The sequence below is a fragment of the Niveibacterium umoris genome (assembly GCF_014197015.1).
Taxonomy (GTDB): domain Bacteria; phylum Pseudomonadota; class Gammaproteobacteria; order Burkholderiales; family Rhodocyclaceae; genus Niveibacterium; species Niveibacterium umoris.
The window spans coordinates 1,712,785-1,735,902 of the sequence record NZ_JACIET010000001.1; the positions used below are offsets into that span (position 1 = coordinate 1,712,785).

The window sequence follows — 23,118 nt, forward strand, 5'->3', positions numbered from 1 at the left end:
CCCTACTCCGGGATGTTTGCGTCGCTATGATTCAAAGCATGGACGCAGAAAAACACGAAATCGCCGAACGTCTTGCCGGACACATTGCCAGCGCCAGCGCCTATCGCAGCCGCGAAAACGAGGACGCCGAGTGGAAACGTGACCGGCATGCACTGCGTGCCTGGCAGTCCGCCCGCCTTGCTCGGACTCATCAGGATCTGCTTGCCAGCGAACGCTACCAGCCCGCCGCCGCCTTCTTCCTTGAAGAGCTGTATGGCCCGAAGGACTTTGGCGAACGCGACACCGCACTGGAACGGGTGCAGCCCATGCTGTCGCGCTTTCTGCCGCGCTCGGCGCTGGAAACGATCTGCAAGGCGATCGAGCTGGATGCGCTGTCAGAATCGCTCGACGCGGCGATGGTGGATGCCTTGCGCGCTGCCGGAAAAGCGACGGCCATCGACGAGTCCGCCTATGCCGCGGCCTACCGCACTGTCGGCCAGCGCCGGCAGCGCAACCGGCAGATTGCCCTGATTCGCCAGGTCGGCGAACCGCTGGACGAGCTGACCCACCACCCGATGATTCGCGGCATGCTCAGGCTGATGGGCGGCCCGGCACGCGCGGTAGGTCTGGGCGCTCTACACGCGTTCCTCGTTCATGGATTCGAGGCTTTCGCGCACATGCAAGGTGCGGACGAATTTCTGGAGCGCATCGTGAGCCGGGAACAGGCCCTCTCTGACCGGCTGCTGAACGGCGAGACCGAGCCTTTCGGGCCACAGAACCCGTCCGCCTGACCGCCAGGCAAACCGCCGTCAGATCGCCAGCGCCCCGCTCATCGCCATCCGGCAACTCGCAAGGCGAAGCAGACTCAGCGAACTGGCGCCCGGTTCGCTCAGCGACCCGCCCAGCCAGCAACGCCGACCAGCAGGATGACGACGAGGAACAGCACCAGCGTGCGCCGGATCAGCCCGACGGCGCTGTACATGAAGTCGACGTCAGCGTCGTCGCCGGTGCCCAGTTCCGGGCGCTCGACGACCTCGCCGCTGACATGGATCGGGTTGCCCAGACGCACCCCGATCGCACCGGCACCCGCCGAGAGCAGCACGCCTTCGACCGGGTCATGCCAGAGCGCAGCCTGGGTTCGCCAGCAATAGATCGCATCCTCAAAATCGCCCATGATCGAGAATGCAACCGCGGTGATCCGTGCCGGAAGCCAGTCGATCACTTCGAAGGCCTTGCGCGCGAATCGTCCGAACTCAGTGAAGCCGGGCTCCCTGCCTTCTGCCCACAGATAGGCGAAGCGTTCCGACATGCGGTACAGCACCACCCCGCTCGGGCCGGGGAACAGCAGGAACATCGGGAACAGCGCGAACACCTGCCGGTGCCCGACGACCAGACCTTTTTCGATCGACAGGCGCGCCACTTCGGAGGGTGGCGTGCGGTCGTGGCGCCCGCCTCGCCAATCCGCCAGCAGGCTACGCGCGCGATCGTTCTCTTGAGCCCGCAGCGAGGCATGGATACGACCGAAGAAATGGCTGTGCTGGCGATAGCCCATACCCAGATACAGGATCACCACGTTGAACACGACAGCGGCGATCGGCTGGACCAGAAACAGCGCCGCATAGATCAGCACCGATGCGACGGCAGGTGCGAGCACCGCAATGCACCATGCGATGGTGCCGTGACGAGCCTGGCCGTCGTTCAGGCGGTCTTCGAGCAGGCGGGCAAGCGCCTCGACCGGCTCCTCGACCATACGCCGCCAAGGCAGAGGGCGAAGTTGTTCGAGCAGGATGGCAACAAGCAGGGAGAGCAGCGTCATGTAGGGAATGAAATTGCGTTCGAACCGGCCCACACGCGGGTCGCATCGTGCACCGCAAGATACCACATCCGCCCCAGCAGATTGACGTCAAACCCTTGTGCGACGCGGCTTCGCAACAATCTGCTGAAGCAGGCTCAGGGCTCCGGCACCAGCACATCGACCAGGGCGCGGAGGATGCCGGCAGTCGCACCCCAGATGTAGTAGTCACCCCAAGGCATCGCCCAGTAGTGTCGCCAGCGGCCGCGCCAGAACACCTCATGGCGCTGGTGATTCGCACGGTCAAGCAGAAAACTGAACGGCACTTCGAACACTTCCGCCACCTCGAAGGGGTCTGGTCGCAACGCGAGCGGTGGACGCACCACCCCAACCACCGGGGTGACCCGGAATCCGGTACTGGTATCGAACTCAGACATTTCACCCAGGATTTCGACGGACGCAGGCGTCAGACCGGTCTCTTCTTCGGTTTCACGAAGGGCGGCGGATTCCGGCGATGCGTCGTCCGGTTCGATCCGCCCACCCGGGAAGCTGATCTGACCGGGGTGATGATGCAGGTGTGCGGTGCGTCGGGTCAGCAGCACCTGCAGGCCGAAGGGCCGCACCACCAGAGGCACGAGCACCGCAGCTGCCGTCAGCGCTGAGCCGTCGCGCGCAGTCGCCGTTGCAGCATCGCGCGACGCGGACGCCGCAGCCAGCCGCTCTCGCAAGCGATCCAGTTCAAGTGTTGCATCAACCCCGTATGTCACGTCCGACCCCTGCGGCAATGCAGCGGCCGGAGGGCATGCTCAGGCGAACGTATTCACCAGCCCCCCCGGCTGGCCTGGCTGCGCGGCCGCCGCTTGCGGCAACGACTGCACAAGCTTGAGCGCCGCAGTGCTTTCGAGTTCCATGCTCTTCTTCAGCACCATCAACTGCGCTGCGCCCTTCACCGTGCCCATCGCCTGATCCGAAACCGCTGCTGCAATCGCCGACGTTTCCATGAGCCACCTCCTTGCGGCGACAACAACCGCCCTTCCGTGTAACAACGGCAGCCCGAACCCCGACTTGAGCGTTCGAGCGGGGTGCGCCGAGCCTCATGGCCACCCGCAGCGTTACTCGCGGAAATTGCCGAACTGCAAGGGGAAGTCGGTGACCTGTTTCTTGAGCAGGGCGATCGTTTCCTGCAGCACGTCGCGCTTGGCGCCGGTGACCCGAACGGTGTCGCCCTGGATGCTGCCCTGCACCTTGAGCTTGCTGTCCTTGATCAGGCGCACGATGCGCTTGGCAAGGTCGGAATCAATCCCCGCCTTGACCGTTACGCCACGCTTGACCTTGTTGCCACTGATTTTTTCGATCTCGCCTTCGTCCATGCAACGGACATCGACGTTGCGCTTGGCGAACTTGCCGACCACGATGTCCCACACTTGGGACAACTGAAAATCGTTGTCGGCAAACAAGGTCAGGGCCTTGTCGTTGAGTTCGACACGTGCGTCGGAACCCTTGAAATCGAAACGGTTGGTAATTTCCTTGTTGGCCTGATCGATTGCGTTTCGCACCTCGACCCAATTGACCTCGTTCATCACGTCAAAGGACGGCATCTTCCTGTCGCTCCACAACAATCCCGAATGCCGGAGATTATACGGCGCGCCCCTATAATCAAGGCTTTTCGCCGATTCGAAGCATGCTTGCCGCTATCCAGACGGACGTAGACCTGACTGCGCTGACGACGCTGGGCGTACCCGCACGGGCCGCGTTCTTCTGCAAGGCGGGCTCGGTGGACGAGATTCGCGATGCGCTCGCTTGGGCCGATTCGAAGGGCGTGCCGGTGCAGATCCTCGGCGGCGGCAGCAACGTCGTCTTCGCCGCGGACTTTGCGGGTCTGGTACTGCAGCCGGCCTTGCCCGGCCGCGCACATGTCGGCGAAACGACCAACGCGCATCTCGTGCAGGTTGGGGCCGGCGAACGGTGGCATGACACGGTCAGCTGGACCCTGCAGCACGGCTGGCCGGGGCTGGAAAACCTGGCGCTCATCCCGGGTAGCGTTGGCGCCGCGCCGATACAGAACATAGGCGCCTACGGCCTGGAACTGACCGATCGGTTTCACGAACTGGAGGCCTTCGATCGCACGACCGGTGAAAGTGTGGCGCTCGATCGTGAGGCGTGCCGCTTCGGGTACCGCGATAGCGTGTTCAAGCGGCATCCCCGCGATCGCTGGATCGTGCTCAGCGTGACCTTCGCCCTGCCGCGCGCCTGGACGCCGCAGGCGAGCTACCGCGATCTGGCCGAAGAACTGCTCGCCCGCAAGATCGCCGAACCCTCGGCACAGGATGTTTTCGACGCCGTCGTCGCGGTCCGCCAGCGCAAGTTGCCGGATCCGGCGGAGGTCGGAAACGTCGGCAGCTTTTTCAAGAATCCCCTGGTGGACGCTGCGACTTGGCAAAGGCTGGCCAGCGCATTTCCGGGCCTGGTGAGCTACCCGCAGGCCGACGGACACTTCAAGCTCGCTGCCGGCTGGTTGATCGATCAGGCAGGCTGGAAAGGTCGGTCGCTCGGCCACGCCCGCGTTCACCCCAATCAGGCTCTGGTGCTGACCAATGCGGGTGGCGCCACCGGCAAGGAGATCCTGGCTCTCGCCGATGCCATCGCAGAGGATGTCGCCCGCCGGTTCGACATACAACTGGAAGCCGAGCCGATCGTGATCGGCAAGCCCGCGAGCGACTGATGGCCCGACCCGGACTGCTTCTCGCCGCAAAGTTCGCACTCGGCACCATGCTGTGCCTGACGATGTTATTGCTCAGGCACTCCGAAGCAGCCCCCCTGACCCTCAGCACCCTCGAGCAGATCGAAATCCTGGCCGGCGACCACCCCAACCGCGCGGTGGCCGAACTACGATCGATCGAGAGCGAAGCGCGGAAAGCGCCGCGCGAGACGCGCGCTGCCTTTCTGAGCGTACAAGGTTACGCACAAGCCCTCGCCGGAGCGCCGGCACAGGCCCACAAAACCGCACAGGAACTGGAGAATCTCGCGGCGGGAGACAGCCAGATTGCCGCCGAAGCAATGTTGGTGCGGGCAAGTGCGTGGCAGGGCAGCGGCAACCTTGACCAGGCCGCAGATGCTGCAAGCCGGGCCCTCGATTCACTGCATCCGGGTGCGCCGGCCCGCCTCATGTACTGGGCCCAGAACCTGCTGGGCTCGATTGCCCGGGAACAGGGGCGCCACGATCTTGCGCTCAAGCACTTGCAGGAAGCGGCGCGCCTTGCCGATGAGAACCACTGGGACCGGCGACGGGGCATGGTGCTCAACACGCTTGCAGCACTGTACCTGAACCTGCGCCAGTACGAAAACGCACAGCGCGCCATCGCGGAAGCCTGCGAGATTGCCCGCAGGAGCAATCAAAACGCTACGCTCGCCAGCTACAAACTGACCGAAGCCAACATCCATGGTGCAAGCGGCGCCCGCCCGGAACAGAAGGATGCCCTGCTCGAGGCGCTGAGCCTGGCGCGCGCATCCGGCGCACGTGCCGCCGAATCGGCCGCCCTGATCAATCTCTCGGATTACTTCCTGAGCGCGGGCGACTATGCAGCAGCAATCGAACATGCCTCCCAGGCGGAACCGATTGCGCTGAGCTTCCAGGACTGGTCTGGCCGCGCCACGATCCAGACGAATATCGGGCTTGCGCGCATCCTCACGGGCCAGGTCACCGCCGGTCGCAGTCTCGTCGAGGCCGCGCTGCGCACCTATGTCCAGCACGGCGCCCGCAATGACGAGGTGGCCGTACTGCGCGAATACGGTGAAGCCTTGCGCAAGGCCGGCCAGACCGACGCGGCGCTCGAGATTCTGCTGAAGGAACGGGCACTCTCCGAGGAGTTGCTGGAGTCGGAGAAACAACGTGTCGTGCTCGAGTTGCAAGCGCAGTACGAATCCGAAAGAAAGCAGCGCGAAATCACGCTGCTGAACAAGGAAAACGCACTCAAGGACGCGACCATCCGCAACCACCGTCTGGAACTTCGCGTCTGGTCGCTGCTGGCGCTCGCCGTCGCGCTGGCGGCGGTGGTCATCGGCTTGCTTTACCGACGGGTGCGGTCCACCAACCGGGAACTGGCCGCCCGCAACGAACAACTCGCGATTCAGAGCAGTCGTGATCCGCTCACCGGGCTTTACAACCGTCGCTATTTCCAGCAACGCATGGCGGAACTCGATGCCAATCCCCTGCCCCCCCAGGCGGACATGGTGCGCGCCACCTACCTGATCGACATCGACCACTTCAAGCGGATCAACGACCAATTGGGGCACCCCGCCGGCGATGCCGTACTGATCGCGGTAGCCGAGCGCCTGCGCGTCGCGCTGCGGGAAGCGGACATGATCGTGCGCTGGGGCGGAGAGGAGTTCGTCGTATTCGTGCCGCAGATCCGCCCCGACCTGATGGCAGACCTTGCACGCCGCATCATCGCCGCGATTTCGGACCACCCGATCGCCTGCGAGTCGGGCTTGATCCCGGTGACAGCCTCGATCGGATACGCGCCCTTCCCCCTTCCGCCGGGGGACATCCGGCTATCGTGGGAACGGGAGATCAACCTGATCGACATGGCGCTCTACCTTGCCAAAGCGCATGGGCGCAGTCGCGCTTACGGCGTGGTGCGCCTGCTGGACAGCGCCGAGACCAGCATTGCGGTGATCGAGAAGGATCTCGAAAAAGCGTGGAGCAACGGCCTGGTTGAACTTGTCGTGACCCAGGGTCCGCCGCCACACCCCGTCGACTAAGGGCAGCGCTTCCCGGAAGCCGCATCAAGTTTCGTCTGGCGCGGCCGATATTCCCGGTATCCAGACAGCCCGAGCCGATCCGGATCGTTGCCAATGCGATGCCCCAAGCGTAAGCGCCTATTCGACGTCTTCGTGCACAGCCTTGCCACCGCACTGCTGTGCGCCCTGTGCTGCGCGTCGCCGGCGCGTAGCGCCGCGCTTTCGGCTGAATTCGCGAAACAGATCGACGAGATCGAACTGCAGGCGCGCGGTGATGCAAAGCTTGCATTGGCGCGCGTAGAAGGCCTCTTGAAGTCTGCAAGAACGTCAGACGAGACGCTGGCGCTGTTGACCCTCAAGGGTCTTTTCTTGGCCGATTCGGATCGGCCGGAAGAAGCGCGAGAGGTTGCCACAGAACTCGACCGGCAATCGTCGCCGGAGGCCAAGGCCGCGTCATTGACGGTGCGAGCGCAGGTCCAGGGCCTCAAAGGCGATCTTGGCCGCGCGCTTGAGTTTGCAAAGCAGGCAGCGGAGTCGCTACCGCGCGATGCCGATGTGCGACAGCACTATCGCATCGAGATGATTCGTGGCAGCCAACTGCTGGAAAACGGCCGCTTGCCTGAGGCGCTTTCCGCCTACCAGGCCGCACTTGAAGGTGCCGAATCCATCCAGAGCACCTTTCGTATCCAACGCGCACACGACAGCATGGCGTCGCTTTTCGTAGACGCCCATGAACTCGACAAGGCGACCGAAGCCAACAACACCGCCATGGCGCTTGCCGAACGCCTGGGAGACCCCGCAATCCTCGCGCAGGCCTGGAATACGCGCGCCTACATCGCCTCGGCGCAACAGAACCGTGCTCTGGAATTGCAGGCTTCGCAGAAGGCGATCGCCTACGCGCGCAAGACGGCGTCTGACAGCCTGCTCTCCGGCATGCTGATGAACTTGGGCGACACCTTTCTCAAGGCGGGGCGTTATGCCGACGCACTGCGCTACAGCGATGAAGCGGTGGCCATCACCCGCCGGATTTCAGACCCGCACGGGCTCGCAATTGCGCTCGCCAACGCAGGACAAGCGGAAATCCGGCTCGGGCGTGTCGATGCCGGCAAGGCGCACATGGAAGAAGCCATCGCTGCGACGCAGAAACTCGACCACAGAAGTCAGCACGCCACCTTGCTCAGCGAATACGGGGAAGCGCTTGAGGCCGCCGGTGACTATAAGGGCGCCATCAACGCATACCACCGTGAGCGTCGGGCGTCGCGCGAAATCGCCGAGTTGAGCCGCAAGGATGTGCTGCTGGAGGTGGACGCGCGTTACCAGTCTGACCGCAAGCAACGCGAGATCGAACTGCTCAACCGGAACAACGCCCTCAAGGATGCGCAACTTCACAATCGCGAATTGCAGCAACGCGTGTGGTTCCTGGCGGCGGCTCTGCTGCTCAGCGGTTTGCTGTCGATTGGCTTGCTCTATCGCCGGGTGCGCGACGCCAACCTGAAACTTGCCGAGAGCAATCGCCTGCTCAAGGTGCGCAGCGAACGCGACCCACTGACGGGGCTGTTCAACCGCCGCTATTTCCACGAAGCGATGCGCGCGCGCGGCGCGAACAACGCATTCGCCGGTGGCCTGATCCTGCTCGACATCGACCACTTCAAGCGGATCAACGACACCCACGGCCACGCAGCCGGCGACGCGGTAATCACGGTTGTCGCGCAACGACTGATCGACACCATGCGCGACAGCGATCTGGTGGTTCGGTGGGGCGGCGAGGAGTTCCTGATCGCGGTGAGCCCGATGCCGCTTGAACAGTTCGATCGACTCGCCGAGCGATTGCTGAGGGCAATCGGGCACGCACCGGTGCCGCACGGCGACCTATCTATACCGATCACGATCTCGATCGGCTACGCGAGTTTCCCGCTGGCCCCCAGCGGCCTCGCGCTGGAGTGGGAACGAGGCATCAACCAGGTTGACATGGCGCTCTATGTCGCCAAGGCACAAGGCCGCAATCGCGCCTGTGGCATCCGGGCAGTGCAGGCGGCGGACAAGGATGCGCTCGACGAGATCGAGCACAACTTCGAAAACGCCTGGCGCGACGGCCGCGTCACGCTGAACCTTATCTCGGGCCCTTCGCCGCCCTGATCGGCGCGGCGGGTCAGTCCAGGCGCAGCGGCACCACATGCGCGCTGCGCTCGCCATCCGACAGCCAGAATTCGCCGTCCTGAACGCTGCACTGGATCTGCATTGTGCGGACCGCCATCGCCGTCAGCGCTTCGGCCGCCTCATCGGTAACACGTAGCACCGTCAGGCTCGGCAGCTTGAGGCAGGCGGCGCGATTCTTCTGCCACCAGACGTCGACTGCGCGCCCCCCGTAGGTGATCAAGGTTACCCGCGCCGACTTCCCGCTTGCCTGCCGCAAGCGGCGTTCGTCAGGCAATCCAAGCTCGATCCAGTGCTCGATCGCACCTGTCAGATCCTTCTCCCACAGATCCGGCTCGTCGTCTGACGACAAACCCTTGCAGAAAATCAGCGCCTCGTTCGCAAACATCGCAAACGCAAACAGGCGGATCATCAGACGTTCATCGGTTTCCGAAGGATGGCGAGCCAGCGTCAGGGCATGGTTCGCGTAATAGCCGCGATCCATGTCGGAGATCTGCAAGTCTGCCTTGAAGATTGTCGATTTCAGCGCCATCGCGATCAGACAATCTGGCGTTCGCCGCCAAGCGCTTCGATGACGCAGGGAATGAAGCGGGCGAGTTCGGCAGACATCAGCGCAAAGTCGGCCTCGAATTGAGGATCGCCCTCGGCCGCCGCCTTCTCCGCCTGCTCCTGAATGATGTCGAGGAAGGCCAAACGTTTGATCTCAAGCCGCTCCGTCAGCACGAACGAGATGCGATCGTCGAAGGTCAGCGCCAGCCGCGTCGGCACCTTGCCCGCCGCGAGGTGATTGGGAATTTCATCCCCTTCCAGCGGGTGACGGACATACCGCACGGCGGCCTTCTCGTCGGTGATCGCGCGCAGTTCGCAATCGCGGTCGATCGTGAAGTTCGCCGGCGCCTCGCCTGATGCCAGCCAATCGGCCATCGCCGACTGCGGAGAAACCTCTGTATCGAGCAGCTTCAGAGGCAAGTCATCGAGCGTGTCGTGCAGCAGTTCCACAACCTCGTCAGCCTTCGCCGCACTAGACGCATCCACCACCAGCCAGCCGTTCTGCGGATCGATCCACACATAAGTCGTGCGACGGCGCGTGAAGGCGCGCGGCAACAGTTCCTGCGTCACCGCCTCCTTGATTTCCTTCATCTGCTTGCGGCCCGGCTTGAACCCCTGCTGCGCCTCGAGTTCCTCGGCCTTGTCCTGCGCCACCTGATTGACCACCGAAGCAGGCAACAGGCGCTGCTCCGTACGCATCGCAAGCAGCCATTGCCCGCCCACCGACAGCGTCATGACATCGGAGCCGGTCGGCGACGCCCACCCGCGACTAGACATATCCTGCGACCCACAGCGAACAAAGGGCTTTGCCGCGAGTTTGTCTTCAAGCGACGAAAGGTCAATCGCCCAAGGCGTGGGCAGGCGGTAAAGCTGGAGATTCTTGAACCACATGGAAGTGTCCGTATTCGCAAGGCCGGCAATTGTACCGGGACGCAGCCCCGAAACCGGCCAAACGTCGCTGGAGCCGTCCTGAGTGGAATCAGTGGCTCACGCCGTGAGCAGTAATCACGCGCCACGCCGTCAGAAACAGTATCTTCAGATCGAATGTGAAGGACCGGCGCCGTAGATACTCAACATCAAATGCCACCTTTTCTCCGATGGGCAGTTCATCACGGCCATTGATCTGAGCCCACCCAGTAATGCCGGGGCGCAACTGATCCACACCGTTTTCTCTGCGCAGTTCAATCAGATCACGTTGATTGAACAACGCGGGGCGCGGTCCAACCAGACTCATATCGCCGACCAAGACGCTGTAGAGTTGCGGCAGTTCATCAAGACTGCTCCGCCGAAGCTGTCTCCCGAGACGCGTGAGATAACGATCCGGGTCCTCCAGCAGGTGTGTTGCGACGACCGGCGTATCGGTCCGCATCGATCGAAACTTTGGCATGAGGAAGATACGTCCCCGCCGCCCCACCCGCTTGGACCAATACAGTGCAGGACCCGATGACTCAAGTCTTACCGCCAGCGCTATCAGAAACAACGGCAGACACAGAAGCAGGATCGCCCCGCTTGAAACGATTAGATCGAAGAATCTTTTAAGCACTTGAGCCAATAATCAAGGCACCGCTCCAGCGATCAGAACGCATCCCGCCGCACGGTGTTGGAGCCGATCAGAAATTCACCGACTTCGGCTCGGTCAGGTCGATGGTCATTCAGCCACGGCAGCGAGGCTGACGACCAAAGTGTCGCCGACCTTTGCGAGAGTTTCCAGTGTCAAGTCACAAGTAACGGCGATGCAGTGCCCGCTCATCGTCCTGCTGCCATCCAGAGAGCCGGAAGCTCCACCCCCAGAGCAACGGATCAAATTGATGACTTGCTGATCCCTATATCACCGCCTTGCACCCAGCTACCACAAGGACAATCGCCAGCGCGATCTGCAGCTTTCGCGCTGACACCCGGTGTGCCAGCAGGCTACCCGCCGTGATCGCCGGTATCGAACCGGCAAGCATCGAGAACAGCATGCCAGCGTCGACCAACCCGCTCAGCAGATATCCGAGCCCGGCCACCATGGCCAACGGAATCGCGTGGACGATGTCGGTCGCGACAAGCCGATGCGGCGTCATCCGCAAAGGATATAGGTACAGCAGCGCCACGCTGCCCAGCGCACCGGCGCCCACCGAAGTAAGCGCGACACAGAGCCCGATGACCGCGCCAGCCAGAATCGTCATCGCAGGCTGCCACCGGAGGAATGACGCTGGATGCGCCAGCCGCCGGGTTCGTGCACGACGCTGAAGCATCGGAGCAAGGAACAAGCCCAGCGCAGTCAGGATTACGGCAACACCGATTGCGTGGGAGAGCCAGTCCTGCCTCGCGAAACGGATCCCGAAACCGAGCAGCGCGACCACGGCAAGCGCAACCGGAAGACTGCCGGTCCACAGTCGTTTGGCCACTTGCCAGTCGACGCTGCCCGCCCGGCAATGAATACGTGCGCCGACAAGTTTCGTCAGCGCCGCGAACCACAGGTCCGTGGCAACTGCGGTCGGGGGCGACACGCCGAAGACGAGCAGCAGGATCGGTGTCATCAGCGCGCCGCCGCCGACCCCGGTGAGACCGACAACAAAGCCTGTCAGCGCGCCGGCCAAGGCATATGAGGGATCGAAAATCATCGGGCAGTCCGGGCTCCCATCGTCGCAGTTTGCATTTCATGCATGATTCTGAATTGACGTTTTATACTAACAACGAAACAATGAGCACACAAAGCGGATTTTTCGCAAACCACGACATCAAATTGGAGTTGTCGGGCCGATGGAATTCAGAGACGACGGACTATGGGACACGCAACGCGCCTTCACACAGCTGAAAGCGCAAGGGCGTGCCGGGACAAAGCGAACTGCAGAACGGCTGCTGCACAGCATGGGCCTTCTGCCCGCCGCGCTGTCACCGGAGGTCTTGCGGGACGAACACAACCGCCCTCTTAATCGGCTTGTGCTGCAGTGGGCACTGGACCGGGCCCGGCGTCGCCGCGAGCGGGTCATCTTCCTGCAGAGTCACCCCCTGCCGGATGGCACACCATGTCTGCACGCGAACGATGCACGCGGGGGACGCTTCTGGTTCCCGGTCAACGGGGGTGTCACGGCGGACGCAATCGACCTTGCCTTGCGAGCACTCGAGCTGCGTCTTGGCAACGCGATTGCAGTGTTCCCGCACGGCCCTGTGACTGCGACGTTGCGCCTGCCGCTGGCACACACCGAGCCTTTGATGGCCTACCTGCCGGACTTCGATATCGCCGTCGGACAGCGCCCGAAGAGCGAAGATCTGCCACCGGACCTCAAGCGTCTCGAGGACGAGGGCATCCATCTCATCCGCGAGCTTCTCGCGAGCGGCGGGCAACCGGCGCTGCTGCATTCGGCGGGCAAGGAGAGTGCAGTGCTGCTGCACCTGCTGCGCAAGGCGTGCCACCCAGCCCCCCCGGCGACACCACTCCTGCACATCGGGAGCCCTCTGGCCCAGCCAGAAGCGTCGCTATTTCTTGAGCGCGTGGCGATGCGTTTCGGCGTTGCGCTGCAGACGTACCGGCCTCCGGCTACTGACGCGCTCGCATTCCGCCCGAGGCTCTTCGGAACCTCCCGGCATGGCACTCCGGAAACCATCGAGTCCCTGCGACTGGCGCTGGAGCACTTTGGCTTCGATGTATTGCTCGATGGATGCCGGCGCGACGAACTCTCGACGCGTGCAGGACTGCCCGTCGTGTCGATGCTGACGCGTGAATTGCAACCGGTCGCCACGGGGCAGACGCGAGCGCTCTGGGAGCTCTACAACACACTGCGCAACGGGGGCGAACTCCTCAGGGCATCACCGCTGTCGAACTGGACCGAGACCGACATCTGGCGCTACATCGGCATCGAGCGCATCCCGGTGATGCCCCTGTACTTCGCAAAACCGCGACCGGTGGTAAAGCGCGGGACTGCGCTGCTGCTGATCGACCGCGATGACTTCCCGCTCCTTCCAGCGGAGCAGATCGAGGTCCGTTCGGTGCGCGCGGTGACGCTTGGAGGCCTGCCACAGGCGGGATTGATCGAATCACAGGCGCGATCGATTCCGGAGATTCTGCTCGAACTCCCGGTCATGTCGTCGCCCGCACTGACCTGGCCGGCCCGCCCGGTTATCGACCAATTCCACAACGAGGGCATTGCACGATGAGTACCACAGTCTGGGCCCCACGCGACTCCGGTGCGCGGCAACCGTCGCCAGCTCACGATGCCTCACCGCTGCGGCTGGTTATTTGCGGCAGCGAGCATTCAGGAAAGAGTGCTCTTGTCGCCAGAATGAAGCTGGAGCTGAGTCAGCTCGGTTGCGCGTTGGAAACATCACCGATTCAAAGGAGTCGCCGTCCGGCAGCCCGCGAGGAGCCGCTTGCACCTGAGTCGCGCTTAGAAAGCCCGCCCAGCGGCATAGAACACGGCGAAGTTCACGCGAGTTCCCACTGGACACTATTCACCCGGAAGCGCCGCATGCAGATAGATGATGTCTCCGGCGACCCGAAAGGTTTCAGTCGACTCATCAGTTGCGCAACACAGGCGCAGGCAGCACTGCTCGTTGTGGACACCCGCCTTGGACTGGATTCGCAGGCCAGACGGCACGCCAGGCTCGCGGCAATGTTGGGAATCCGCAGCCTGCTCGTTGCCGCCAACAAGGTGGATACTGCGACGTCGGCGGCACTCGACTTCAAGACAATCGATGAGGCCGCGCAGGCGCTAGCAGCCCAGCATGGCCTTGAGCTTGCGGGAGTCATTCCTGTGAGCGCTGTCCGCGGCGACAACGTTGGCAGCAGATCCCCCAAGACACCTTGGTACACGGGCCCAAGCCTGCTGGCCAGCTTGGACAACATCGCCGACGATGAGGCATCGACTGAGCGCCTGCTCTTCCCGGTCCAGCGGGTTAGGCAGCACGGCCGGTTTGCCAACGATTGCGCGGGTTCGGTCATCAGCGGCGTTGCCCGGGTTGGCGATGTGCTGCGCGTTGCCCGCACCGGACAGACCGCGCGCCTGAACGAGATTACCACCGCCGACGGCACGCTGGAGATTGCCGCCAAAGGCTCGGCAATCACGATCCGTCTCGAGCGCGACCTCGACCTGGTCAGAGGCGATGTACTGTCGCATGCCGATCAGCCGATCGAGCTCACCGACCAGTTCGAGGCGAGCCTCGTGTGGCTGAGCGATGAGGCAGGCCATGCAGGGCGCACTTACGACCTGCTCTCCGGCACCCAGTGTACCAAGGCAAGCCTGACGAAGCTGAAGCATCGGCTCGATCCCGACACCGATGTGCGGCAGGCGGTACGCAGCCTTTCCGCAGGTGATTTGGCCGTGTGCACGGTTGCCACGAACGCTCCGATCGCGTTCGATTCGTTCGACAACACACCGTCGCTCGGTCGCTTCATGCTTGTCGACCGATACACGCGGACGACCGTTGCGGCAGGGCTGATCCGGCACAGCCTGCGCCGCGCCCGCAATGTGCACCGGCAGTCACTATCGATCCAGCGCGCTGACCGGGAACGCCTGAACGGCCATCCTGCGAACGTAATCTGGCTGACCGGCCTCTCCGGTTCCGGCAAATCAACCATTGCGAACGCGCTTGAATCGGCGCTCTACGGGCAGGGGCGACATACCTACATCCTCGACGGCGACAACATTCGGCAGGGACTCAACAAGGATCTTGGGTTTACCGATGCCGACCGCGTAGAGAACATCCGGCGTGTGGCGGAGGTCGCGAACCTGATGGCGGACGCGGGCCTGATCGTGATCACCGCGTTCATCTCCCCGTTCCGGCAGGAGCGCGACATGGCCCGCACCCTGATCGGTGCTGAACGCTTCCGCGAGATCCACCTGAGCACGCCGCTCGAGGTCTGCGAAACGCGCGACCCGAAGGGGCTCTATCGCAAGGCAAGGGACGGGAGCATTCCGAACATGACAGGCATCAGCAGCCCTTATGAGCCGCCTGTAGCACCTGACCTGCGTATCGACACATCACAGAGCAGCGTCGATCAGGCGGTCCGGATGATCCTCTCCCAACTTGGCCCGACAGGCGGTCGACGCTAAGCACTCTCTAGTCCCAGCCGCTCAGAAGCTTCCCGCGGGCACTACACTGCGATTCGTTCGCCGGACTTGGACCACACGTCCGACGGGCAGCCGCCCCAGACGCAGCCCGTATTGAGTCCAAGGATGCCGTCCGCCTGATGGAAGCCCAAGACCGAGCCGCGTCCGAACACCACAGTATGCGACGCGCTGGCTCGCGAAGACACCCTGAACCAGGGCATCCCACCTTGTGGCGCCTGATCGGGCTGTCCTTTGTGCTTGAGCTGCATCGCGCCGCGCGGGCTGCGCATCTGAAGGCGGCACATCGGGTTCGCGATAACGCGCAGGCGATTGATGCCGTGCAGATCGTCTCGCCGGGTATCCGGTTTCCGACTCCACACCGCGCCAAGGAAGTCTTTCCAGCCCTGACCTTGCAGCGCTCCGTGAACCTCTCGAGCGAGGCATTGAGCCTGCGACACAGTCCAGGCCGGTAGCGGGCCGGCATACGTCAATGCATGACGACCCTCGCGTTGGAATAGCGAGCGACGACACCACTAATTGACCCACGCTTCGCACTCCTTCGCCTCCGGCACATCGTCGAGCGTGTCGTCAGACCCTCTCGGAAGGGCGCCGCAGGCTACTCCGAGCGAGTTGAAGTCAGGTTGCCAATCACCATCACCGCGCTATCGCCAAGCGCACGTACGAAACGCAGTGCATCGGCGTTATGACGGCCCCAATTGTCCAGATCGCCGGTGAGCCAAAGCTAATCACGAGCGGGGTCGTAACCGGCCTCGTTCGTGAGGCGCTCCAGCAAGTGCGCCTGATCCTGCGCGTCTCCCGCCTATTGGAGCTACCCGCTATGCCGCTGGGAGGTTTTCGTTGTGGGACCGCGCCACTACGTTGAGTCCCGGGCGCGTCGTGGGCGTGTACTCTGGCACCCAACGCCGTAAATCTCGCCGCACCTCGGCATCGGTGGGAATACCCCGCTGAACCATCCAGGCCACGACCTCATCAAGCCATTCGGGCACGACCTCCCTTGCACGCGCGACTCGCAGCTTGGGATGATGCGTCTCCCGGGTTTCCTCCTGGTCAGACAGCAATTCTTCAAAGAGTTTCTCTCCCGGACGCAAGCCGGTGTAGACGATACGGATCTGGTCCTCACCAAAACCGGACAGGCGGATCAGGTCTCGCGCGAGATCCGCGATTCGCACCGGCTCTCCCATGTCCATGACGAACACTTCCCCGCCGTGCCCCATCGCCGCCGCCTGCAACACAAGCTGCGCCGCCTCCGGGATCGACATGAAGTAGCGAGTAATCTCTGCATGGGTGACGGTCACCGGCCCCCCGCGAGCGATCTGTTCCCGGAACTTCGGTATGACACTGCCTGCGCTACCGATGACATTGCCAAAGCGAACGATCTCGAAACGCGTAGACCGCGTGCCTTGCTGCATGACTTGGCAGATCATCTCTGCCATCCGTTTGCTCGCCCCCATCACGTTCGTTGGATTTACGGCCTTGTCGGTCGACACCAAAACGAAACGCTCCACTCGATGTGCGACGCAAATGGCCGCCAGTTTGTACGTGCCAAAAGCGTTGTTGCGGATGGCCTGCCAAGCATTCCGCTCTTCCATCAGAGGCACATGCTTGTATGCCGCCGCGTGGAAAACGATCGATGGCGGATACTGTCGGAAGACCGCTTCCAGCCACATGCCGTCGCGCACATCGCCCGCAAAGGGCACGACCTCGATCTGCGGATAACGCTCACGCAACTCGTCATGGATGCGGTAGAGCGCGTACTCGGAGACTTCGAGCAACACCAGCTGAGCCGGACGAAACCGCGCAATCTGGCGGCACAGCTCGGAGCCAATCGAGCCTCCTCCGCCAGTCACCATGACCACACGCCCCGTCAGCATGGCCCCGACCTCCGGGGTGTTGATATCAATCGGCGCTCGCCCGATCAAATCGTGCAAGTCGATATCTCGGAACTGCCCCGCCTGCACGCCGCCCCCGACGACATCCTCGATAGACGGCAACGTCATCGCGTGTACGCCGGCACGCAAACACTCGCTGGCGGCCCGTTGACGCGCCATTCGCGACATCGATGGCATCGCCACGATCGCATGTTTGGCCTTGAGCTGAAATGACCACGCGATCAGTTCGTCGATGCGACCGTAAACTTTGATTCCGGAGATCTCGCGCCCGATCTTGTTGGGGTCGTCGTCGAGCAGGCCTACCACCCGCCAGGCTGGCGATCGTGACAACTCGGCCACCAGATTTGCACCGGCACGCCCGGCTCCGAGAATGATGACTGGCTGTCCGCGCGCGAGAAGGTCGCCATAGCGCCGGTGCTCCTTCCAGAGACGATAGGCCGCACGGCTTCCCCCCATCCACATTAACAAGAAGACCGGATGCAGCACGAAGATGGTCCGCGGAACCGGAGGCAGGAACCCGACAAAGACACAGGCCACGACGCTGATCAATAGCGACGAAGCCACCGCGCGCACGATCCGGACCAAGTCCGGGAGGCTCGCGAAGACCCAGATCCCGCGGTAAAGACCGAAGCTGCGGAACAGTATGGCGTGAATCGGGAGAATCAGAACGCAGGCCGACAAGCCAGTGCGCATGAACTCCGGCGGAACTGCGCCGTTAAAACGCATTCCGTAGGCGAGCACCCAAGCCAGCACCACCGCAACAAGGTCCGCGAAGAACACTGCGACCTGCCGCCAATGCGCCGGAAACCGCTCGATGAACCGGTTGATGAAGCCCGACATAGCATAGCCCGCCTGGGCGTTAAACCTCGAAGGCGGGATTTTACACCGCGACGATCCCGTCAGAGCAGTTCGCCCGTCACTCGCGCGCGACAGTCACAGGTTCAGCGCAGATGGCAGATAAATGTCGTCCGCCAACCCTCAGCGTAATCGAGCATCGACGCCGCGTCGCCCGGCCAGTCCTTGAAGTGGGCAGGCCAATCAAACTCTTCGGTGCTATAGCCAAAATGGTCGGCCATGAATGCCACCGCACCGCGCGACGGACGGCCAACGAGAGTGGAGCCGCCTCGCGTGAGGCTGTCCTCGATCGCCATCTGCTCTTCGTGAACCGGGTCCTTGATCAACTGGATCACTAGAGATGAATCTATTGGCCGCCTGGGATCAACCGAATAAGACGGGATCGGAGCCGTCGCGGTCGCAACCGGCGCAACCTCAGTATCGATGATCAGCGTGCGAGCGCCGGTGGCGGCAAGCAAGCCAACGAACTCGCAATGACGGATCGTGTGATAGAAGAAGCCCAGACACATAACCGTGTCGATCTCGCCGACACTTCCCTGAAGCACATCGAACACGTCACCCTGCAAGAAATCGTAGCTCCCGGCGGCGCACCCGTATCGAGCCAGGTTGGCGCGAGCGTTGTCGATCAGCGCAGATCGCGCTTCGACCCCGACGACATGGTTCGCTCCAGCCTTGAGCGCCGCAAAGGACCAGCGCCCATCGTGGCTGGCAATATCGAGAACGCGCTTGCCCGTAAACGCCTCTGGATTGGCTTCGATGATCGCGCGGTGGCGAGCGTTCAGCCGGTCGGGAAACGGACTGGTCTGACTGGTCTGAAAAAAGGCGTCGTACTGATCGAAAAATCGGTTCATCTGAAATCGTCCATAAACGCGCCACGACCCGGACACTGGCAGGTGCACAAGGGCAGCAGCCTTATCACAGGGGCAGGCCCCACTTTTTGCGGAAACGCAGTGCGGAACGCACGAACATCCACTGATGGCGCAAACCCTTCTTCGCCGCCCCTCCTCCAGAGTGCCAGATACGGACCGAGGGGTGCCACACGATACGGCCCTGGCTGCGGAGCCTCAGACTCAGGTCGTAGTCTTCGAAGTACAGGAAGTAGCGCTCGTCAAACCCCCTGATCTCCCGCAGCGCATGCGTCCGCGCCAGCATGAAGCATCCGCTGACGAGCGGCGGATCCCAGAGCAGAGTGTCCCCAAGTACATCCCGCATCTCGTAGTGATCAAGTGCCGGGCGGAGTCTCCGTCGAAATCGCGCCGGCACGAAGCCCCGCGCGAAGAGCACACTCCAGCGGGGCATCCGGCGACACAGGAACAAACGCCCCGAGGTCGTCGGGCAGCGAGCGTCCGGCGATAGCATCACCACATCCGGATGGTGTCGCATGAAATCGACAGCGGCAGCCAGAGCCTGCGTGTCGACGACGACATCAGGATTGAGGATCAGGTGGAAATCGCTCTCTACCGCGTGCAGGGCCATGTTGTGGCCCGCCCCGTAGCCAACATTCCCATGCCCGGAGAGGTGCAGAACCTCGGCCGAGGGCGAGGTCTCGGCCACGATCCGGGCGCCCGCGCTCCCGTCATCATTACTGACCAGCACCAGCCGGGTCGAACAGTCCGGAATCTGCGCAGCCGACGTCAGGACGCTCGCCACCGTCTGCGCCAGCAACTGCGCGTCTGGCCGGTAAATCACGATGGAGATCGCCAATCGCGACAGCTGTTGTCGAGCAATCATTCCCGGCACTCTCGACACACGGTCATGGAGTTGTCCGCCAAGCAGCCTCGATCAGGACGCAGGCCGGCGCGGATTGGCAAGGGCAACAGCGCGCGCCAGTTCGGTGACCTCCTCTGACAGCCTGCGGATGCGCAGGTAGGCGCCCACCAGCAACAAACCGCTCACCGCGAACCAGAGGTAAAGCAACAGGTCTGCGCCCCGGCCAACCCCTGCCGAATGCGCTACGGTCGTCGCCAGCTCCGGAAACCAGACGAACACCAGCGAGCCGGATGTGCCAAGCAATACGCCGAGCGCAATCATCTTCGAACCGCGGGACAGTGCGATTGCGGCCAGCATCACGACAACAAAGAAGCCGCTCAGAAAGTACTGGATCAACATGCTAGCGCCCGATTCGTCCCATCAGAAGATCGAGAACGATGTGAATGGAATTGGAGAGCTTCTGCCCCTTTGCGAGCGAATACTCGGTGTAGATGATCTTGACCGGGACCTCCCCGACACGTAGCTGCGAACGCCCGATCATCTCGATGATCTCCGAGGCATGGGCCATCCGGTTCTGCCTGATACGCAGCTTGCGCGCCGCTTGTGCGGTGATCGCACGCAGCCCGTTGTGCGCATCCGTCAGACGAACCCCGGCAGTCGCCCAGGTAAACAACGCAGCCAACCGCAGAACCATCCGGCGAATCGGTGGAATATTCTCAGCAGAGCCGAGAAACCGGCTACCAATCGCCACATCCCACTTGTTCTGCCAGAGGCGCTCCAGCATGAGCTGGGCGTCCTCGACGCGATGCTGCCCGTCCGCGTCGAAGGTCACGACCGCATCAGCGCCGGCACGCAGCGCGAAGTCGATACCAGTCTGAAGCGCTGCGCCCTGTCCAAGGTTGATCGGATGTCTCACAACGACCGCGCCAGCGCTCGCAGCCGCCTCCGCTGTGTCGTCGCTCGAGCCATCATCGACAACGACGACATTCTGGAAGGCCGCCCGCACGGTCCTGACGACGTCAGACAGCACCGTCCCCTCGTTGTAGGCCGCAATCACAACCCACACATCACTGAAGCCCATTGCTTCCCCCTCCGGCAACTAGGACCGTACCCAAAGCAATCAGCCCGGAGCCGAGCGCCAGGCGCATGGTCATGACCTCGCCAAAAAACAGAACCCCGGCAGCCGTCGTCGCGATCAGGGAAACCGCCACGAACGGGTATGCGCGAGTCAGCGGAATGAACGAGAGCAGCCACACCCAGTAGATTGTCAACGCGCCATAAAGAGCGACCGCAAGCAGGAAGCGGAAGTCGAAAAGCAGCGTTTTCAGGGAGCCAGATCCGGCCAGCGAGCCGGCCGAGAGCTTGAACAGCAACTGCCCTGCCGACATCCCCAAGGCATAGACAATCAGGAAAACGACCTCAATGGGTTTCAATTCCGGCTCCGGTTGAATGTTGGCGTTCCGGCCGGGAGGGAGGCAGCCCGACGCCGCAGGCCAGCAGCGCCAACACCCCCGCCCAGACGGACGCAACGGCGAAATAGATGTAGCGGAAATCGCAGGCGACGCCGATCACCAGGAAGCTGGCCACATGCGCGGACGCAGCGAGCGCTAGCGCGATCGCAAGGGCGTTCCTGCGCCACAAGCCGGCGACAAGGACGAGCAGGAGCCCCGCCGCCCAGAGGTAGCCGTTGAACGCCGGCAAGCTCTGCTGTACGTACCGCCACAGGCTACCTGCATGCCTTGAGGGTTCGGGCAGGAAGTCATCGCCGAACCGGTAAGGCACGCCAAGCCCGGCGACGATCGTCAGCGCCTCCGCCGCGACCCCGACGTGAGCAGGCAAGCAGGCGCCGTCACTTCGCGAACCAAGCAAGCGGCTGGCCGCTGCCAGTTTGTGACGGCACAGGGCGGCGGGGTCGAACGTGGCAAGGTCTTGCCACAGGCGCAGGATGCCGGGATCGCCAACGCGAGCCAGCGCATCCGGGACTGACGCCAGGGTATCCACCCGTTCCGGGGAGTACGAATGGCGAGCCAGGCCCACAAGCTGCTCCGGGTCGAGCTTGTAGTTCCGGAGAACAGGTGTCGGATCCTTTGACGTAAACCTGAGGATGCCGGCAATGTCGAACCGGGCAGCCACCACCAGGCCTTTCGGCACCGGGCTTTGCTCGACTTCGACCTGACCGACGCGGACGACCGACTGAAGCAGCGCCACGCACGCAACGGTCAGCGCCAGCATGCGGAGCGCCGACAACGCAAAGGCCCGCAGACCGGCCCAGACTACCTGCTGCCGATAGGCCGCAAGCAGGCAGACCGCGAGTGCGCCGATCGCGCCCTGCTGCCGCACCAGCGCCGCCATGCTGCACAGAAGGACGGCGAGCAGCGTTTCGACGCTCGCCCATTTGCGGGACCGATCCGCCAGCGCCAAGGCAAGGAGCAGGAGATTCGCGCAGAAGACATCCTTCCACACGGTACCGTTGTAGACGAAGCTCACTGGATTGAGCGCGGCCGCCACCAGCAAGACTGCGATCAGCACCTTGCGGGAAGCACCGGCCCGTCCTGCCCCGGCGACCATCAGATACAGCGCCGCGAAGTAGAGCCCGGCAATCAGGCCCATGAAGGCGCCGTGCCCCCCGACCCGCGACACGAACGCAAGCAACTGTCCCATCAGCGGAGGGTTGTAGCTCACGTAGTACCCGGTCATGCCCTCCACGAGCTGGACCACGCTGTCGACCGAGTAATGTCCTGGCCAGTTGGCCAGGACGGTCAGCCCCCAAAGCGCGGCACAGACAAGCGCCAGCGCAGGCGAGGCAAGCGCAAAGCGACGGATCATCGAACGACAACCTTCTTGGTCACACCGCATTCGAACTGGCCACCGGAGCCGCGCAGGACGACTTTGAGCGTGTATTCGCCCGGGTCAACGCCCTGTGCCGACGCAGTGGCCGCAAAACCCGCGTTCTCGAGAGCCGGCACCTTGAAGTAGTCCGCCACATCCTTGCGTCGATCTGCCCGGGTGACAAGCTCGTATGTCTTCGCGCCGGCCAGAACAAGCCTGATGTCGGAAGCAAGCACGCCCCCCTCGACCGCAACCGCCGCCCAACCCGTGTAGAGCTTGGCCAAGTCTCGCGTGACCTCGATCGTCTCATTGTCGCGACTGACTCCGGCGATGAGATCGAAGTTGCAGGCGCCACCTGTCGCCAACTGCGCGGGCCCCTCAACCAGAGTAAATGCCACCGGGCCGGGCTGATCCTTGGCCGCGGGCTCCGCGGCCCCACCGGGGGCCACAAGCCCGGGTTCAATCCGCTGCGGCTCGGACGGACGCTGGCCGCAGGCCATCAGCGCAAGGGGCAGCAACACCGCTGCAATCGACGAAACGCTCTTCATGCCCGAAAACTCCTCTCGCA

The 23,118-nt window shown here is 63.0% G+C and carries 23 protein-coding genes; 7 read left to right on the forward strand and 16 right to left on the reverse strand.

The annotated features are described in order from the left end of the window. Window positions 1-38: 38 nt before the first annotated feature. Window positions 39-770: a DUF8198 family protein gene (locus tag GGR36_RS07735; RefSeq protein ID WP_183633908.1), complete on the forward strand. Its 732-nt coding sequence runs from the start codon at window positions 39-41 to the stop codon at window positions 768-770. A gap of 98 nt (window positions 771-868) precedes the next feature. Here the strand turns inward: GGR36_RS07735 and GGR36_RS07740 are convergent, their stop codons facing one another. The 4 genes from GGR36_RS07740 to GGR36_RS07755 form a co-directional block, all read right to left on the reverse strand. Beyond that, entirely contained in the window at window positions 869-1,795 is a 927-nt protein-coding gene (locus GGR36_RS07740; RefSeq protein ID WP_183633910.1) for a CobD/CbiB family protein, read from the reverse strand. 134 nt (window positions 1,796-1,929) lie between these two features. Beyond that, complete coding sequence (locus GGR36_RS07745; protein ID WP_183633912.1) at window positions 1,930-2,538, reverse strand: CoA pyrophosphatase; 609 nt, start codon at window positions 2,536-2,538, stop codon at window positions 1,930-1,932. A 39-nt stretch (window positions 2,539-2,577) separates the two neighbouring features. Continuing rightward, complete coding sequence (locus tag GGR36_RS07750) at window positions 2,578-2,772, reverse strand: putative motility protein (RefSeq protein ID WP_183633914.1); 195 nt, start codon at window positions 2,770-2,772, stop codon at window positions 2,578-2,580. A 111-nt stretch (window positions 2,773-2,883) separates the two neighbouring features. After that, the gene (locus tag GGR36_RS07755) at window positions 2,884-3,369 is read right to left on the reverse strand and encodes a YajQ family cyclic di-GMP-binding protein (RefSeq protein WP_183633916.1); all 486 of its coding nucleotides are present in this window, start codon (window positions 3,367-3,369) and stop codon (window positions 2,884-2,886) included. Between the two features lie 83 nt (window positions 3,370-3,452). On the opposite strand from GGR36_RS07755, the gene murB reads away from it, so the two are divergent. From murB to GGR36_RS07770, 3 genes are all read left to right on the forward strand, one after another. After that, window positions 3,453-4,493 carry a UDP-N-acetylmuramate dehydrogenase gene (gene murB / locus GGR36_RS07760; protein ID WP_183633925.1) on the forward strand — a complete coding sequence of 347 codons (1,041 nt, stop codon included), beginning with the start codon at window positions 3,453-3,455 and terminating at the stop codon, window positions 4,491-4,493. Beyond that, window positions 4,493-6,532: a tetratricopeptide repeat-containing diguanylate cyclase gene (locus tag GGR36_RS07765; RefSeq protein ID WP_183633932.1), complete on the forward strand. Its 2,040-nt coding sequence runs from the start codon at window positions 4,493-4,495 to the stop codon at window positions 6,530-6,532. The genes murB and GGR36_RS07765 overlap by 1 nt, the downstream gene beginning before the upstream one ends. 93 nt (window positions 6,533-6,625) lie before the next feature. Then, the gene (locus GGR36_RS07770; protein ID WP_183633934.1) at window positions 6,626-8,647 is read left to right on the forward strand and encodes a tetratricopeptide repeat-containing diguanylate cyclase; all 2,022 of its coding nucleotides are present in this window, start codon (window positions 6,626-6,628) and stop codon (window positions 8,645-8,647) included. 13 nt (window positions 8,648-8,660) lie between these two features. Here GGR36_RS07770 and GGR36_RS07775 read toward each other — a convergent pair whose 3' ends face one another. From GGR36_RS07775 to GGR36_RS07790, 4 genes are all read right to left on the reverse strand, one after another. After that, window positions 8,661-9,197: a YaeQ family protein gene (locus tag GGR36_RS07775; RefSeq protein ID WP_183633936.1), complete on the reverse strand. Its 537-nt coding sequence runs from the start codon at window positions 9,195-9,197 to the stop codon at window positions 8,661-8,663. 5 nt (window positions 9,198-9,202) lie between these two features. Next, a complete protein-coding gene (locus GGR36_RS07780; protein WP_183633937.1) occupies window positions 9,203-10,105 on the reverse strand; it encodes a recombination-associated protein RdgC in 903 nt (300 codons plus the stop codon). 88 nt (window positions 10,106-10,193) lie between these two features. Then, window positions 10,194-10,757 (reverse strand): sugar transferase, encoded by a 564-nt coding sequence (locus tag GGR36_RS07785; protein ID WP_207064369.1) that lies wholly within the window; start codon window positions 10,755-10,757, stop codon window positions 10,194-10,196. Window positions 10,758-11,037: 280 nt separating this feature from the next. Then, entirely contained in the window at window positions 11,038-11,820 is a 783-nt protein-coding gene (locus GGR36_RS07790) for a sulfite exporter TauE/SafE family protein (protein WP_207064285.1), read from the reverse strand. A gap of 139 nt (window positions 11,821-11,959) precedes the next feature. On the opposite strand from GGR36_RS07790, the gene cysD reads away from it, so the two are divergent. From cysD to GGR36_RS07805, 3 genes are all read left to right on the forward strand, one after another. Next, window positions 11,960-13,354 carry a sulfate adenylyltransferase subunit CysD gene (gene cysD, locus GGR36_RS07795; protein WP_221229504.1) on the forward strand — a complete coding sequence of 465 codons (1,395 nt, stop codon included), beginning with the start codon at window positions 11,960-11,962 and terminating at the stop codon, window positions 13,352-13,354. Beyond that, window positions 13,351-15,249, forward strand: coding sequence for an adenylyl-sulfate kinase (gene cysC / locus GGR36_RS07800; RefSeq protein WP_183633940.1), 1,899 nt, complete (start codon window positions 13,351-13,353; stop codon window positions 15,247-15,249). The genes cysD and cysC overlap by 4 nt, the downstream gene beginning before the upstream one ends. A 224-nt stretch (window positions 15,250-15,473) precedes the next feature. Beyond that, window positions 15,474-15,719, forward strand: coding sequence for a hypothetical protein (locus GGR36_RS07805; protein ID WP_183633941.1), 246 nt, complete (start codon window positions 15,474-15,476; stop codon window positions 15,717-15,719). Window positions 15,720-16,082: 363 nt separating this feature from the next. Here the strand turns inward: GGR36_RS07805 and GGR36_RS07810 are convergent, their stop codons facing one another. The 8 genes from GGR36_RS07810 to GGR36_RS07845 all read right to left on the reverse strand — a co-directional run bounded on the left by GGR36_RS07810 (window position 16,083) and on the right by GGR36_RS07845 (window position 23,098). Continuing rightward, window positions 16,083-17,996: a polysaccharide biosynthesis protein gene (locus GGR36_RS07810; protein WP_183633942.1), complete on the reverse strand. Its 1,914-nt coding sequence runs from the start codon at window positions 17,994-17,996 to the stop codon at window positions 16,083-16,085. A 101-nt stretch (window positions 17,997-18,097) separates the two neighbouring features. Next, a complete protein-coding gene (locus GGR36_RS07815) occupies window positions 18,098-18,862 on the reverse strand; it encodes a class I SAM-dependent methyltransferase (protein ID WP_183633943.1) in 765 nt (254 codons plus the stop codon). A gap of 64 nt (window positions 18,863-18,926) precedes the next feature. Next, a complete protein-coding gene (locus GGR36_RS07820; protein ID WP_183633945.1) occupies window positions 18,927-19,742 on the reverse strand; it encodes a glycosyltransferase family 2 protein in 816 nt (271 codons plus the stop codon). A gap of 51 nt (window positions 19,743-19,793) precedes the next feature. After that, the gene (locus tag GGR36_RS07825; RefSeq protein WP_183633947.1) at window positions 19,794-20,120 is read right to left on the reverse strand and encodes a DUF2304 domain-containing protein; all 327 of its coding nucleotides are present in this window, start codon (window positions 20,118-20,120) and stop codon (window positions 19,794-19,796) included. Between the two features lies 1 nt (window position 20,121). After that, window positions 20,122-20,802 carry a glycosyltransferase family 2 protein gene (locus GGR36_RS07830; protein ID WP_183633949.1) on the reverse strand — a complete coding sequence of 227 codons (681 nt, stop codon included), beginning with the start codon at window positions 20,800-20,802 and terminating at the stop codon, window positions 20,122-20,124. Continuing rightward, a complete protein-coding gene (locus tag GGR36_RS07835; protein ID WP_183633951.1) occupies window positions 20,789-21,154 on the reverse strand; it encodes a 4-amino-4-deoxy-L-arabinose-phospho-UDP flippase in 366 nt (121 codons plus the stop codon). The genes GGR36_RS07830 and GGR36_RS07835 overlap by 14 nt, the downstream gene beginning before the upstream one ends. After that, the gene (locus GGR36_RS07840) at window positions 21,141-22,547 is read right to left on the reverse strand and encodes a hypothetical protein (protein WP_183633952.1); all 1,407 of its coding nucleotides are present in this window, start codon (window positions 22,545-22,547) and stop codon (window positions 21,141-21,143) included. Before GGR36_RS07840 ends, GGR36_RS07835 begins: the two co-directional genes overlap by 14 nt. Continuing rightward, on the reverse strand, window positions 22,544-23,098 hold the full coding sequence (locus GGR36_RS07845; protein ID WP_183633953.1) for a hypothetical protein: 555 nt from the start codon (window positions 23,096-23,098) through the stop codon (window positions 22,544-22,546). Before GGR36_RS07845 ends, GGR36_RS07840 begins: the two co-directional genes overlap by 4 nt. Window positions 23,099-23,118: the final 20 nt, after the last annotated feature.

Excerpts from the sequence above, each read along its gene's own strand:
- GGR36_RS07735 (WP_183633908.1), top strand. The coding sequence starts at position 39 with ATGGACGCAGAAAAACACGAAATCGCCGAACGTCTTGCCGGACACATT.
- GGR36_RS07740 (WP_183633910.1), bottom strand. The coding sequence starts at position 1,795 with ATGACGCTGCTCTCCCTGCTTGTTGCCATCCTGCTCGAACAACTTCGC.
- GGR36_RS07750 (WP_183633914.1), bottom strand. The coding sequence starts at position 2,772 with ATGGAAACGTCGGCGATTGCAGCAGCGGTTTCGGATCAGGCGATGGGC.
- GGR36_RS07755 (WP_183633916.1), bottom strand. The coding sequence starts at position 3,369 with ATGCCGTCCTTTGACGTGATGAACGAGGTCAATTGGGTCGAGGTGCGA.
- murB (WP_183633925.1), top strand. The coding sequence starts at position 3,453 with ATGCTTGCCGCTATCCAGACGGACGTAGACCTGACTGCGCTGACGACG.
- GGR36_RS07765 (WP_183633932.1), top strand. The coding sequence starts at position 4,493 with ATGGCCCGACCCGGACTGCTTCTCGCCGCAAAGTTCGCACTCGGCACC.
- GGR36_RS07770 (WP_183633934.1), top strand. The coding sequence starts at position 6,626 with ATGCGATGCCCCAAGCGTAAGCGCCTATTCGACGTCTTCGTGCACAGC.
- GGR36_RS07775 (WP_183633936.1), bottom strand. The coding sequence starts at position 9,197 with ATGGCGCTGAAATCGACAATCTTCAAGGCAGACTTGCAGATCTCCGAC.
- GGR36_RS07780 (WP_183633937.1), bottom strand. The coding sequence starts at position 10,105 with ATGTGGTTCAAGAATCTCCAGCTTTACCGCCTGCCCACGCCTTGGGCG.
- GGR36_RS07790 (WP_207064285.1), bottom strand. The coding sequence starts at position 11,820 with ATGATTTTCGATCCCTCATATGCCTTGGCCGGCGCGCTGACAGGCTTT.
- cysD (WP_221229504.1), top strand. The coding sequence starts at position 11,960 with ATGGAATTCAGAGACGACGGACTATGGGACACGCAACGCGCCTTCACA.
- cysC (WP_183633940.1), top strand. The coding sequence starts at position 13,351 with ATGAGTACCACAGTCTGGGCCCCACGCGACTCCGGTGCGCGGCAACCG.
- GGR36_RS07810 (WP_183633942.1), bottom strand. The coding sequence starts at position 17,996 with ATGTCGGGCTTCATCAACCGGTTCATCGAGCGGTTTCCGGCGCATTGG.
- GGR36_RS07815 (WP_183633943.1), bottom strand. The coding sequence starts at position 18,862 with ATGAACCGATTTTTCGATCAGTACGACGCCTTTTTTCAGACCAGTCAG.
- GGR36_RS07820 (WP_183633945.1), bottom strand. The coding sequence starts at position 19,742 with ATGATTGCTCGACAACAGCTGTCGCGATTGGCGATCTCCATCGTGATT.
- GGR36_RS07825 (WP_183633947.1), bottom strand. The coding sequence starts at position 20,120 with ATGTTGATCCAGTACTTTCTGAGCGGCTTCTTTGTTGTCGTGATGCTG.
- GGR36_RS07830 (WP_183633949.1), bottom strand. The coding sequence starts at position 20,802 with ATGGGCTTCAGTGATGTGTGGGTTGTGATTGCGGCCTACAACGAGGGG.
- GGR36_RS07840 (WP_183633952.1), bottom strand. The coding sequence starts at position 22,547 with ATGATCCGTCGCTTTGCGCTTGCCTCGCCTGCGCTGGCGCTTGTCTGT.
- GGR36_RS07845 (WP_183633953.1), bottom strand. The coding sequence starts at position 23,098 with ATGAAGAGCGTTTCGTCGATTGCAGCGGTGTTGCTGCCCCTTGCGCTG.